Genomic DNA, 13,129 nt, shown 5'->3' with positions numbered 1-13,129 from the left:
GTGAAGCGTTAACCGTTCGGCGGTTCGGCTGAGCTCACCGTCGAAGCCTGAGCTCACGGCCGAAGCCCCATTGACGCGACCATCCCAAAAAGGTGGCGTGGTGAGGAATCACCGTCCGTTTACGGCGGTGAGGATGTCAAAGCCGATGATCACCTCAGTATAGAGGGATGATCTGGTCGTCAATTCTGCCTATTTTCTCAATCGGGAGATTCTGGGGGCGATCGGTTAAAATATATCGAAAAGATCATTTGTGCTAATAACTTGGCCGTGAAGCAAAGAATTAACTAATTATGCCGACGATCGAACAATTAGAACCCGCTAATAAGGCTGATGTGTTAGTATATATGCCCTACTATGCCAAGGACAAACATAGTATCTTGCCCTATGCGATCGCTTTGTATCAAGGAGGATCTTTAGAAGGTCGTCGTCACATAGAAAATAGCGAAGGGATTCCTTTTGTGGCCTCTTGGTATGTATCAAAATTGCCCTCGGAATTGACCCGTTGTCGTTTACAATTTGAAGGACAGGCCGACCTAAGCTATGAGATGACGATTATTAACGCCGAGTTGATCGAATATCTAATCGGTGCAATTAAAACCTTTAAGCAGCTAGGTTCAGCCGACTTTTCGCAGGGATTTTATCGGAAACTGCTGCGATTTGAAGGATAAAAGTCGGGATTTTACGGGTTAAAAGGAGCAAATCGTGGCGAAATCAGCCAAATCTATACTTATCTCTTCCCTGGAACCCCTCAGTGGTAAATCGGGAACTGTCGTCGGGTTAGCGCATCTCTTGCGACAAAAAGGACTAGAGATAAGTTACGGCAAACCAGTGGGCAATTGTCCGGGATACGTCGATGGGCAATTGGTCGATGAGGATGTAGAATTTATTCGGCAATTATTAGAATTATCCCCCGATCAGCTGGCTTTACCCCTGATCTACACTGATGCGGATTCCGTTGCTAAACGTCTGCAAGGTGTAGATCAACAGGACTACGGCAATATTCTTGCCGGCTATCTCGATCGAGTTAACAGTGATATTATCCTCCTCGAAGGGCCGGGGACTCTCTGGGAAGGGAGCATTTTTCAGTTATCAATGGGGGAGATGGCCAAAATTCTCCAAACTCCAATCCTATTGGTGGCCCGCTATAGTTCTCCCCTAATTGCCGAGAGTCTGCTGAAAGCAAGAGAGGAATTAAATAATCAGCTGCTGGGGGTAGTGATTAGTGATATCCCGGCCGATGATTGGGAGGAAGTACAATCTCTCCTGAAACCCTATTTGTCCCGCCAAGGAGTGGAAGTTTTAGGACTGTTACCTGCCAGTAAATTATTGCGTAGTATTAGTGTTCGGGAAATTGTCCATCTTTTGGGGGCAAAAGTATTATGTCGGCCCGATCGTTTAGATTGGATGGTAGAAAGTTTAGCGATCGGGGCGATGAATGTCAACGCCGCTTTAGAATATTTTCGCAAGGGGGAAAATATGGCCGTGATCACGGGCGGCGATCGCACAGACCTCCAGTTAGCTGCCCTAGAAACTTCTACCACCTGTTTGATCTTAACCGGTTCCATCTCTCCAGATCCCCTAATCTTGGGACGGGCCGAGGATTTAGAAGTACCAATTCTCTCGGTCAATTTAGATACTCTCAGTACCGTGGAAATCGTCGATCAGGCCTTCGGGAAGATCCGCTTACAGGAACAGGTAAAAGTCGCTTGTATTCGAGAATTAATGGAGGAACATTTCCAAATCGATCGCCTGTTAGAAAAGTTAACAATAGGGGCGTAATTTTTCCCCGGCTGCCCAGAATTTCACTGGAAATCACTTCATGAGTCTATCATCCTCCCCTGTGTCATCTCCGGTCAAAGAAAATGACTGGAGCTTATTATTAAGATTACTTCCCTACGCAAAAAAGCAAAAAGCCCTGCTATTTTGGTCATTAATACTTCTTTTTCCCCTATCTCTCACGGGGGCGATCCAACCCTTAATTATTGGTCAAGCGGTCTCCCTTTTGCAAAAGGAACAAACTTGGGATTTTTTGGCTCAAATGCCCTTAACAGCAGCCATTAATACCCTAATTATTATCCTGTCGGCTGCGATTATTTTACGACTGATTTTAGGGACAACACAAGGTTATCTAGTGCAGAAAGTCGGTCAGTCAATTACTGCTAATGTCCGGGAAGATTTATTTACCCATGTCACCTCCCTTTCCTCTAGTTTTTTTGATCGCTCTCCCGTGGGACGTTTAGTCACTCGTTTAACCAGCGATGTGGAAGCATTAGGAGAAGTTTTTGCTAGTGGGGCGATCGGAGTTGTCAGTGATCTGGTCAATATTTTAGTTATTATCATCACCATGTTTACCCTGCAATGGCAATTAGCTCTATTGTTGGTGTTGATGTTATTTCCTGTCACTGCTTTAATTATCTTTTTTCAAAAACAATATCGCAGCGCTAACTATCAAGTACGCGAGCAATTATCAAAACTTAATGCCCAATTACAGGAAAATGTAGTCGGAGTTAATATTGTTCAATTATTTCGACGCGAACGCTTTAACGCTGAAATGTTTCGCGCTACCAATACTCAGTATCGTCGCTCCCTAGATAAAACAATTTTTTATGATTCGGCCGTCTCAGCTACGTTGGAATGGATCGGATTAATTGCCGTGGCAGGAGTATTATGGTTAGGCGGTATTTTTATTCTCCAAAAAACCATTGATTTTGGGGTTCTATCGGCTTTTATTTTATTCTCCCAACGTCTGTTTAATCCCCTGCGTCAGTTTGCCGAAAAATTTACCATGTTTCAATCGGGTTTTACTGCTATTGAACGCATTGGGGAATTAATGAGTATTCCTATTGAAATCACCGATTCTAACAATTATAAAGAGATTTCTTTCCCAGCAAAACTTAAAACTGGCGAGATTATTTTTGAAAATGTTTGGTTTGGTTATAAACCAGATGAATATATTATCAAAGGTCTCAATTTTACCATTAATCCGGGGGAAAAAGTCGCTTTAGTCGGTCCGACTGGTGCGGGAAAAAGTTCGATTATTCGTCTTCTCTGTCGTCTTTATGAACCAAATAAGGGCAGAATTCTAGTGGATGGTATCGATATCCGTTATCTTCCCCAAGCGGAATTAAGACGTTATATCGGTGTCATTCTCCAAGAAACTTTTCTCTTTGCTGGAGATGTTACTCGCAATATTACTTTAGGGGAAAATTATGATTTTGAGCAGGTGAAGGCAGCGGCTAAATTAACTAATATCGATCACTTTATCGAGGAGTTACCCAATGGTTATCATACCCTTTTACGCGAACGGGGCGCAAATTTGTCGGGAGGACAAAAACAATTACTCGCTTTTGCGAGAGTCGCTATTCGTAACCCAGAAATTTTAGTTTTAGATGAAGCTACTGCTAGTTTAGACGTGGGGACAGAAGTATTAATCCAAGAAGCTTTAGAACAGATTTTAGTCGATCGTACTGCTATTATTATCGCCCATCGTCTCTCCACTATTCGCAATGTCGATCGAATTCTTGTCCTGAAACGCGGGGAATTAGTCGAATCGGGAACCCATGAAGATTTATTAACCAAAGACGGCCTCTACGCTAGTTTATCGAAAATTTGGGTTTAAAACCGCGAAGTTCCAGAATTTGCACTAAAATTTCCCATTCTTTTGCAAATAATCGACTAATGCCCATAATCCTAACCGATAACTTTCGGCCCCAAAACCGCTAATCTGTCCGATAGCTATATCGGCAATGTAGGAATGATGACGAAAAGACTCGCGTTTGTAAATATTGCTTAAGTGTACTTCCACACAGGCAATTTTTGTGCCTAAGATTGCGTCGCGGATGGCGATACTGGTATGAGTATAAGCTGCTGCATTAATCAAAATACCGTTATGCTGACCCCATGCTTGCTGAATCCAGTCCACTAATTGCCCTTCCTGATTGGACTGGTGCGCGGTTAAATTCACCCCTAAACGGGTAGCTTCTTCGCTTAAAAACTGGTTAATCGCTTCTAAATTGACGTTACCGTAGAGATTCGGCTCTCTTTTCCCCAATAGGTTTAAATTCGGTCCGTGTAAAACCAGAATGCTTAGTTTATTCACTACTGTCTTCCCTATCATCACCAGAATTAATCTTATCTCGATCAGAGATTATTGCCTATCAACAGCATTTTTGCCGCTACGGTAATCACACTAAATCCAGTTATTAAAAACTGATTATTTATTCTCCGTTTTGCAGGAGTGCCTCTCCTGATATGTAGCCTACACTCAAGGGATTTAGTATTGCTTGCGATTCTATCACTCAATCCAAGCTTTTGGGGGGTTCTACCCCCCAAACCCCCCGTTGGGGGCGTGGCGCCGCCCCCAAACCCCCCGCGCATTAGTTTTTCGGTGGGATGCTTACACGCAGCTGCTGACGCATCTGTAATAATTTGAGAGTCACTCCCCTTGCAGCAGTGCCTTTCCTGATATGTAGCCCATACTCATTGGACTTGCTCCAGGACTATCGCTATATTTGATCGGTGCAGCGGGATGGCAAGGAAGCAGCGATCGCCGATAAATTGCTAGGGAGGGGAATCCTTGACCATGCACCCCCTGTGCGACAATATATCGAGTTTGCCCTTGGCTAAAACCATTAATTGATGACCTTGCCCATACAAGTTTTACCCCAAGACGTAATCGATTTAATTGCCGCAGGAGAGGTAATCGACTCTTTAGGCGCTGTGGTGCGAGAATTAGTCGAAAATGCCATTGATGCGGGGGCAGATAGAATTACCATCGATATATCTCCGCAAAACTGGCGAATACAAGTATCGGATAACGGTAGGGGAATGTCTAGAGAAGATTTGCAACTGTGTAGCTATGCCCACAGTACCAGCAAAATCCGCCAACGGGACGATCTTTGGCAGATTACCAGTCTCGGATTCCGTGGAGAAGCTTTGCACAGTATCGCACAGGTGGCGCGTCTGCGGGTTGCCAGTCGTCATGACGATGATTTAGGTTGTTATTGTCTTTACAATCACCAGGGCGAGCCGGATAATTTAGAAACGATTCCTATAGCTATCGGCACTATCGTCACGGTAGAGAATCTCTTTGGTAACTTTCCCGTGCGTCGTCAAGCTTTACCGTCAATTAACAAACAATTAAAGGATATACAGACTTTAATTCATAATTTTGCCCTCTGTCATCCCCAAATTACTTGGCAGGTTTTCCAAGATCATCAAGATTGGTTACGCATCAGTCCGAGTAAGGATGCCAGTCAAATATTACCGCAATTAGTTAAATCTCTGCATTTTAACGATTTAGCATCCCTAAAACTTGACTTAACGACTCCTGACGCAGAATTGGCTCAAATTGAATTGGTCATCGGTTTGCCCGATCGCATTTCTCGCCATCAACCGGATTGGGTTAAAATTGCTGTTAATGGGCGAATGGTGCGCTCATCGGAGTTAGAACAGGCAATATTTCAAGCTTTCGCTCGCACAGTCCCTAAAGATCGCTATCCCGTTTGTTTTCTCCATCTACATCTTAACCCTCGTTCGATCGATTGGAATCGTCACCCAGCCAAAGCGGAAATATACCTGCATAACCTTGTTTTTTGGCAAGAACAGATAATTTCAGCCATAGACAAGGCGTTAGGACTAAATCCCGAACATATACCCGAAAAAGCGCAAAATCAGCGCGTCAGTCAAATTCTCAAGGCTGCCGAAGAAAAAAGCACCTATATAATAGGGGAGAAATCCAGGAAAAATCGGCTGGAATTAAAGGCATTAGCTCAAATTCACCAAACTTATATAGTTGCCGAACATCCTAACGGATTATGGTTAGTGGAACAACATATTGCCCATGAGCGGGTTTTGTACGAACGTTTAGAGGATAACTGGGAAATCGTGCCGTTAGATACTCCGATCATCTTAAATCAGTTAACTACTCGACAAGTCGAACAATTACAACGTTTAGGATTAGAAGTTGCTAGTTTTGGCGATCGCTCTTGGGCAATTCGTAGTATTCCTGTTCTACTAAAAGAACGGGAGGATCGGGCTGATGCTTTACTAGAATTAAGTTTAGGGGGCGATTTACAAACTGCTCAGGTTGCCACCGCTTGCCGTAGTGCGATCCGCAACGGTACAGCTTTAAGTTTAGAAGAAATGCAGAATTTACTCGATGATTGGCAAAATACCCGTAATCCCCGCACTTGTCCCCACGGAAGACCGATTTACTTATCCTTAGAAGAAACTTCGCTCGCTCGCTTCTTCCGTCGTCATTGGGTAATCGGCAAAAGTCACGGCATTTAATCAGTTATCAGTGATCAGTTATCAGTTATCAGGATTCAGGAGTCAGGAGTCAGGATTCAGGAGTCAGGATTCAGGAGATTATTTTTATTTAGGGTTGGCTGAATAAATCTAAAAACCTTGTTGGATAAGGTTTTTAGACTTTTTTCCCTCAAAAAGTGCCGACCATTGGAGTGATCAGGGGGAAAATTCAGGTGCTTTTTCCCCGAAAATTAGGTAATTGACCTCCTCAAAATCGGTAAAACCCTACACCCTACACCCTACACCCCACACCCACCAGCAAACTTTTTCAGCAGACCCTATTTATTCTCCTCTCCCTTCTTCCATAGGATTAGATGCGTCTGATGACGCATCCTCTCTGTTTAGGTTTTCTTACATTTTGCTGAGAATACGCTGGACTATATCCATTCCTGTGAAGGCTTGCCAGCCAAAAAGACCTAAAATGACGGCATTAAGGGCAATATGGGTGATTCTAGCCAATTCGTTGCCTTTTTGCATTAAAGGTACTAAAGCGGCACTAATCGAGATTAAACCCACCATCCCTAAACCGGCCAGCAGATGGGGACCGACAAATAATTTACCGTTATTAATATAAGTCACCGCCATACCCCCGATCGTCCCCAACACCATTAAAGCGAGGATTAGGGAGCCAATTTGATAGTGTTTAGTGCGAAAATTTTTGGGCAATAATTCTTTTTTTAGGTCTTTATCTGCTGTCCTGGTCCGTCGCCATTGTAGCCCCGAATAGAGGGCATAGATAGTTAATCCTAATAAAACCCACATGAGAATGGGATGGCCAAATTGTGACCAAGTTTTTACGGCACTGGGAATCTCGAAGTTCATAGTTGTCTGTTCTCATCAAAGATCGCTTCTTAATAAAAATTAACATGAATCGCTCGCGCTTCCCTGTTTTCTGGGTCACTGGACCTGTCATACTAAATTCCGTTTAAAAGCTATAGGAGAGGGGGGTGTGGGGTGTGGGGTGTTGGGTGTAGGGAGAGATAACTAGAGCTTTTGTACTAAAATACTTAATACGCAGTTTAAATGCAGTACAGCTTACTATCGCTATTATATTTAGTTGACAAGAGGCTCCGAATACGATAGTATTCAATCATGAAACAACAAATTATCGACTTATTTTCTGGTGCGGGTGGATTGACCACGGGATTTCATTTAGCTGGTTTTGAATCTATCTGTGCAATTGATGTAAATGCGAAAGCATTAGCAACCTATCAACATAATTATCCTAAAACACGCACTTTTCAGGAAGACATCCGCAAAGTTAATCCATCAGAACTGCGCTTATACTTAGGTTTACAAAGAGAAGAATTAACCGCCCTTATCGGGGGTCCACCCTGTCAAGGATTTTCACGAAATATCCCGGCTGGGTATCGCTATCTTAATGATTCTCGCAATCATTTATATAAGTCTTTCTTAGGATTTGTTCAAGAGTTTCGTCCTCTTCATGTAGTCATGGAAAATGTTCCTGAAATTTTGAAAGCTTATGGCGGTATCATCAGAGATGAAATTGTAGCACATTTAGAATCTTGGGGTTATCAAGTAGTTACTACTTCCCTAAACGCCGCTTATTATGGAGTGCCACAAACTCGCTCAAGAGCCTTTTTTTTAGCTAGTCTAGATCGTTTACCATCCCTTCCCCAAGCAACTCATTCTGGTGATATCAGAAGTGATTATAAAGCTGTAAAATCTTGGACACAGCTTACTTTACTAGAACCAAATATTGCCCCAGTTACTACTGTTAAAGATGCCATTAGTGATTTACCTACTTTAGAAGCAGGACAAGCTTATGATCACGAAATTTATACTAGGGAACCCGAGACCATATATCAACAGAAGATGCGTGAGCAAAGTCAAAAAATTGTTAATCACATTGCCCGTGCTTTAACACCAATTCAAATGTCAAGAGTGCAAATTCTGGCGGAAGGACAAGATGCGAGAGATTTACCTGCTGAATTAGCACCGAAAAAACACTATAGCGGGGCCTATGGTCGACTTTCTTGGGATAAACCAGCAAGAACAATTACAAGGTGGTTTTTTCATCCCGGTTCTGGCAGATTTTTTCATCCGACGCAGAATCGGACAATCACAATTCGTGAAGCAGCAAGATTACATTCTTATCCCGATCATTTTCACTTTTTAGGGACTTATACTGATATGGCCTCTCAAATTGGAGAATCTGTGCCACCACTGTTAGGCAAAGTGGTAGCAGACTCTATGGGACAAAATCTTGAGTATTAGTTTGGGTTTGTAGCGCTGCAAAAATTGTCTCCACATATCGATCTATTGTCAGACGAGTTCTCTCAATTTTCAGACGAATAGCGGCAGCGGGGATTGTTCTGCTTCTAAACAACTGTTTCTGATTTTTGTACCAAACTAACTGAGTTTTGCCAGCGATGCTTCCCTGTAAACCTGCCCCTACTTCTCCAGTTTTTTTATCTATTGCCCATGCCCAAGAAAAAACATTAGGATCAAGAGGATTAAGGGGGTATTCACAGTAAACATATTCATTGCCCTCTCGGTTTTTTAGCAATATTCCCTCATAGCTGTTGATGACATTTTGAGCAGTTTGACTGGAGTGAATCTTCTCGTTCCAGTGTTGAATAATGGCGGTTCCCAGTTGTACGGGGGAAGATTGCAGATTCAAAGAGGGAACCCCAAGTTGAATGGCTTTTTTGATAATATCTGCTCGTTGAATTACGAACAAAAAGGTATTATCTGTAGTTAAACTATTCATTTGTAGAGATTTGAGCGACCAACCACTGGCAGTTTTACTGTCCACTGCATCGTAGAGTAGTTTGCTTCTGCCTAGGGCAGGATCGGATAAAGGAATATTCTTGATATAATGAAAAATTGCTTCCCAGCTATAATCCTCGATCGAGCCAATCAATGGTGAGGCAATTGCGGCTAGAATGGCCTGCTTTAGTCTTTTAGTCTCGTCGTTCGTTAACACTTAGGGATTCCTCTACGGAAGAAAAAAATTCACTCATCCTCAGACCTAAAGCATTAGTAATATGACTAAGCACTCTCACCGATGGACTTTTTAATCCTCGCTCTAGTTGACTTATGTAAGTTCTATGCAGACCTGTTACTTCCGCCAAATACTCTTGCGACCACCCTTTTTCTTGGCGATAACGCTGTAGCTCTCGTCCTAAAATTTGCTCTAGTTGACCAGATTGCATAACCTGAAGTCTAGTCTTTTGTATACCAAAGTTCTACAGACTAAAGTATTCAATGTCTCAGTGCCGAACAGAAACAGATAAATCAACCAAGGTCGATCGCAAATCGCTATGATAGAATATTGGGTCTTTAATTTCCGTCCCCTCCCCCTCTTATGAAACTGCCTGTCGTCGCTATTATCGGTCGTCCCAATGTGGGCAAATCTACCCTCGTCAATCGTATCGCTGGAGATCAACAGGCGATCGTTTTTGATCAACCCGGGATTACCAGAGATCGCACCTATCAACCAGCTTTCTGGTGCGATCGAGATTTTCAAATTGTCGATACAGGAGGGCTAGTTTTTAACGATGACAGCGAATTTCTCCCTTTAATCCGCGAACAGGCTTTAATCGCCCTAGCAGAGGCAAGTGTGGCGATTTTTGTCGTCGATGGCCAGGCAGGAATTACCGCCGGCGATCGAGAAATTGCCGCTTGGTTACGACAGCAAAATGTACCGATACTTTTGGCAGTCAATAAATGTGAATCGGTGGAACAGGGTATCCTGCAAGCGACGGAATTCTGGGAATTAGCCATCGGTGAACCCTTCCCCATCTCGGCCATTCACGGCTCTGGTACAGGAGAACTACTTGATGCCCTGATTAAATATTTGCCACCCGGGGCGGAAATTCCCGAAAATGAAGAGATTAAAGTGGCAATTATCGGTCGTCCTAACGTGGGTAAATCCAGTCTTCTCAATGCTTTAACCGGACAACAACGGGCGATCGTTAGTCCGATTTCGGGAACCACCAGAGACTCGATCGATACTTTAATCGAACGAGAAGGACAGGTGTATCGGTTAATTGACACCGCAGGCATTCGCCGTAAGAAGAATGTGGACTATGGAGCCGAATTTTTCAGTATTAACCGTGCTTTTAAGGCCATTCGCCGGTCTGACGTGGTGTTATTCGTCATCGATGTGCTAGATGGTGTCACCGAACAGGATTTAAAATTAGCGGGGCGAATCATTGAAGAAGGGCGTGCGGTGGTGCTAGTAGTCAATAAATGGGATGCGGTGGAGAAAGACACCTACACCATCAATACTTACACCAAAATGCTCCAAGATCGGCTGTATTTCATGGATTGGGCAGAAATGATCTTTGTCAGTGCCATGACGGGGCAAAGAGTCACCAAAATCCTCGAATTAGTCGATATTGCCGCCGAATCTCACCGTCGTCGCGTCAGTACCTCGGTAATCAACGATGTGATCGAAGATGCGGTTAAATGGCACAATCCCCCCACCACCAGAGGCGGAAAACAGGGGAAACTATACTATGGCACGCAAGTATCGAGTCAACCCCCCACGATCGCCCTTTTTGTTAACGATCCCCAGCGCTTTAATGATAACTATCGCCGTTACATCGAAGGGCAATTCCGGCAACAGTTAGGCTTTAAAGGAACCCCGATCCGCTTAATCTGGCGCGGCAAACCGGCGCGAGAAGTGGAAAAAACGGTTAATAGAGCCACCAAGGTCTAATTTATGGATTTATTGCGAAGTTTGCCCATCGGTCTTTATCTCGATCAACCGATTACCCGACTACATCAACTAGATGCGCGGGTAAAATTTATCTGGTTAATGGCTTTTTTAGCGGCACCTTTATTGGCTAATCCTTGGTGGCGTTTAGCTTTGGTGGGATTGTTAATGTTGTTAACCCTGTTGGCTCCTATTCCTCCCCGCGTCTGGCGGCAACAGATGGGCTGGCTGATATTTTTAGCGATTATCGTCTTTCTGATTACTGCTATCACTCCCGATGGTTTAGGGGTGAGTATTCAGCCGCGTTTACCAGAGGAAGGGCTGAATTTACCGCCAGCAAGTGATTATCAGTATGTTTTATGGGATAGAGGCCGTTTATTTGTTACCCGACGTTCTTTGGAATTAGCAGTGAGAATTAGTACGTTAGTTTTTACTTTGATTTATAGCACTAATCTCTTTTTGTTGACGACGGCGCCGGAAGAAATTACCGAAGGTTTAGAGAATTTAATGAGTCCTTTACGGCGATTTAATGTGCCGGTGACGGAAATTTCTCTGACTCTGACCCTCTCTTTGCGCTTTATTCCTCTGGTTTTAGAAGAAGTGCAAAATCTGGCTAGGGCAGTGCGAACTAGGGCGATCGATTGGCAAAAATTAGGGATTAAAAGAAGTTTAAACGTCTGGTTAACAGTAGTGGAAAAATTACTAGATAATTTGCTTTTGCGCGCCGAACAAATAGCGATCGCTATGGAGGTTCGCGGTTTTACCAGTCCCAATCAGCATCAAGTGCGCTGGCACCAATTACAGTTAAGATCGGCTGATTTTATTGCTTTATTTTTGTTAATTCCCTTTTGGGCAGCCCGATTAGTTTGGGGGGGTTTATAGCAGTTATCAGTTATCAGTTATCAGTTATCAGTTATCAGATGCGAGTTTTAAGTGTGCAGTATTAAATAGAAGTTTCCTACTGTCTTTGCACTGATTACTGTTTACTGTTCACTGTTTACTGTTCACAGCAAAAAACTCCCCACAGCCTACACCCAGCCTAGACTTTAACCTCGTTGTCACCCTTTCAGGGCGCAGATGCTGACGGCAGTGACGAACCTGCGTTCTCAGAACCGCAATATTTTGCAATTTATGACCGAGGAACCCTTCGCGCCTCTGGGAGGAGTAGTAATTCTCCCTCTCTGCTACCCCAGGAGAATCCTTCCACAGAATCAATGCCACTGGCTGCTTGCCCCCCCTAAATGGTTACATACGCTACATAATCTGTTATCATTTAGATACGGCGATTCTTCTGTCCGTTTTGTACCGATAACTCCTTATTGGATAAGCCTTTCCACTTAGAAGATGTACCAGACTGAGCCTGAATCTGCCGTATGTATAGAATTGTTGATTGGGAATTTTTATTATGACATTGCAGGAAGGCACTTACATCTGGGAATACGGCGACACCACCCAGGCTCTCTGGTTCACCGCTTCTTACAACACAGTCACAAATCAATGGACTGTTGATATGAAGAAGGGGTCAATGGACCTCAACGCATTCTGGTGGTCGAATGGCGATAGCAACGCGGATGGGACTATCAGATTGTTATCGAAGGATAACAGTCTCAATATGAATGGGACTGGTATCGTCTGGGATGGGTACGACAAGATTTCCGATACGGGGTTAACGGGAACGGAGCATAATGGCAGCAATCTTCTGACTGCGGGTAATACCTACACTTACAGCTACAGCAAGGATCAAGGGGTAGAGATTGAATCGTTATTGGCTCAGGGTGTTGTCACCCTTGGTGTCAGAGCCACAAGCGTCAATGGCACTGGTGGTATCAAGGCGGTAGATGGGCAATTTGTTTTCGTTCCCTACGACAATACCCCACCCACAGTGACGGTCGATATCGTTAATGCTTCCCTGAACGACGGAACTAACAGTTCTCTAGTCACCTTTGAATTCAGCGAAACTGTGAATGGCTTCACAGCCGGTGATGTGAACGTCAGCGGCGGAACCCTGAGCGACTTCACCCAAGTGGATGGCAACAGCTATACGGCCATCTTCACGGCCGACGATGCTGTGGAAACCATTGGCTCGGTGTCCGTGGCAGCCGATAGCTACAGTGACGTGGCCGGTAACAATGG

The 13,129-nt window shown here is 43.9% G+C and carries 12 protein-coding genes; 8 read left to right on the top strand and 4 right to left on the bottom strand.

What is annotated here, in order from left to right:
* The first annotated feature begins 290 nt into the window (after positions 1-290).
* The 3 genes from ebsA to IM496_RS03800 are packed head-to-tail and all read left to right on the top strand — an operon-like array spanning position 291 to position 3,619.
* Entirely contained in the window at positions 291-668 is a 378-nt protein-coding gene (gene ebsA / locus IM496_RS03810) for a type IV pilus biogenesis protein EbsA (protein WP_104395267.1), read from the top strand.
* A 34-nt stretch (positions 669-702) separates the two neighbouring features.
* Positions 703-1,779: a phosphotransacetylase family protein gene (locus IM496_RS03805; RefSeq protein WP_194018038.1), complete on the top strand. Its 1,077-nt coding sequence runs from the start codon at positions 703-705 to the stop codon at positions 1,777-1,779.
* Between the two features lie 40 nt (positions 1,780-1,819).
* Entirely contained in the window at positions 1,820-3,619 is a 1,800-nt protein-coding gene (locus IM496_RS03800) for an ABC transporter ATP-binding protein (RefSeq protein ID WP_194018036.1), read from the top strand.
* Positions 3,620-3,643: 24 nt separating this feature from the next.
* Here IM496_RS03800 and aroQ read toward each other — a convergent pair whose 3' ends face one another.
* On the bottom strand, positions 3,644-4,099 hold the full coding sequence (gene aroQ, locus IM496_RS03795) for a type II 3-dehydroquinate dehydratase (RefSeq protein WP_194018034.1): 456 nt from the start codon (positions 4,097-4,099) through the stop codon (positions 3,644-3,646).
* 539 nt (positions 4,100-4,638) lie between these two features.
* Between aroQ and mutL the strand changes: the two genes are divergently transcribed.
* Entirely contained in the window at positions 4,639-6,291 is a 1,653-nt protein-coding gene (gene mutL / locus IM496_RS03790) for a DNA mismatch repair endonuclease MutL (protein WP_194017576.1), read from the top strand.
* 369 nt (positions 6,292-6,660) lie between these two features.
* Here the strand turns inward: mutL and IM496_RS03785 are convergent, their stop codons facing one another.
* Positions 6,661-7,131: a DUF4079 domain-containing protein gene (locus IM496_RS03785; RefSeq protein WP_287661269.1), complete on the bottom strand. Its 471-nt coding sequence runs from the start codon at positions 7,129-7,131 to the stop codon at positions 6,661-6,663.
* A 270-nt stretch (positions 7,132-7,401) separates the two neighbouring features.
* On the opposite strand from IM496_RS03785, the gene IM496_RS03780 reads away from it, so the two are divergent.
* On the top strand, positions 7,402-8,547 hold the full coding sequence (locus IM496_RS03780; protein ID WP_002794406.1) for a DNA cytosine methyltransferase: 1,146 nt from the start codon (positions 7,402-7,404) through the stop codon (positions 8,545-8,547).
* Here IM496_RS03780 and IM496_RS03775 read toward each other — a convergent pair.
* A complete protein-coding gene (locus tag IM496_RS03775; RefSeq protein WP_002794405.1) occupies positions 8,522-9,259 on the bottom strand; it encodes a hypothetical protein in 738 nt (245 codons plus the stop codon). The two genes, IM496_RS03780 and IM496_RS03775, sit on opposite strands and share 26 nt — an antisense overlap.
* Positions 9,237-9,488, bottom strand: coding sequence for a helix-turn-helix domain-containing protein (locus IM496_RS03770; RefSeq protein ID WP_002794404.1), 252 nt, complete (start codon positions 9,486-9,488; stop codon positions 9,237-9,239). Before IM496_RS03770 ends, IM496_RS03775 begins: the two co-directional genes overlap by 23 nt.
* Before the next feature lie 152 nt (positions 9,489-9,640).
* On the opposite strand from IM496_RS03770, the gene der reads away from it, so the two are divergent.
* The 3 genes from der to IM496_RS03755 all read left to right on the top strand — a co-directional run.
* Positions 9,641-10,999: a ribosome biogenesis GTPase Der gene (gene der / locus IM496_RS03765; RefSeq protein WP_002741006.1), complete on the top strand. Its 1,359-nt coding sequence runs from the start codon at positions 9,641-9,643 to the stop codon at positions 10,997-10,999.
* 3 nt (positions 11,000-11,002) lie between these two features.
* A complete protein-coding gene (locus tag IM496_RS03760; protein WP_104395262.1) occupies positions 11,003-11,878 on the top strand; it encodes an energy-coupling factor transporter transmembrane component T family protein in 876 nt (291 codons plus the stop codon).
* Positions 11,879-12,608: 730 nt separating this feature from the next.
* Positions 12,609-13,129: Ig-like domain-containing protein (locus IM496_RS03755; protein WP_287661266.1), on the top strand; the 521-nt coding region annotated here is incomplete at its 3' end.

It is taken from the genome of Microcystis sp. M049S2 (assembly GCF_020245625.1).
Classification (GTDB): domain Bacteria; phylum Cyanobacteriota; class Cyanobacteriia; order Cyanobacteriales; family Microcystaceae; genus Microcystis; species Microcystis ichthyoblabe_A.
The sequence above is the reverse complement of the archived record's forward strand: the minus strand, read 5'-3'. Positions and strand labels throughout refer to the sequence as shown.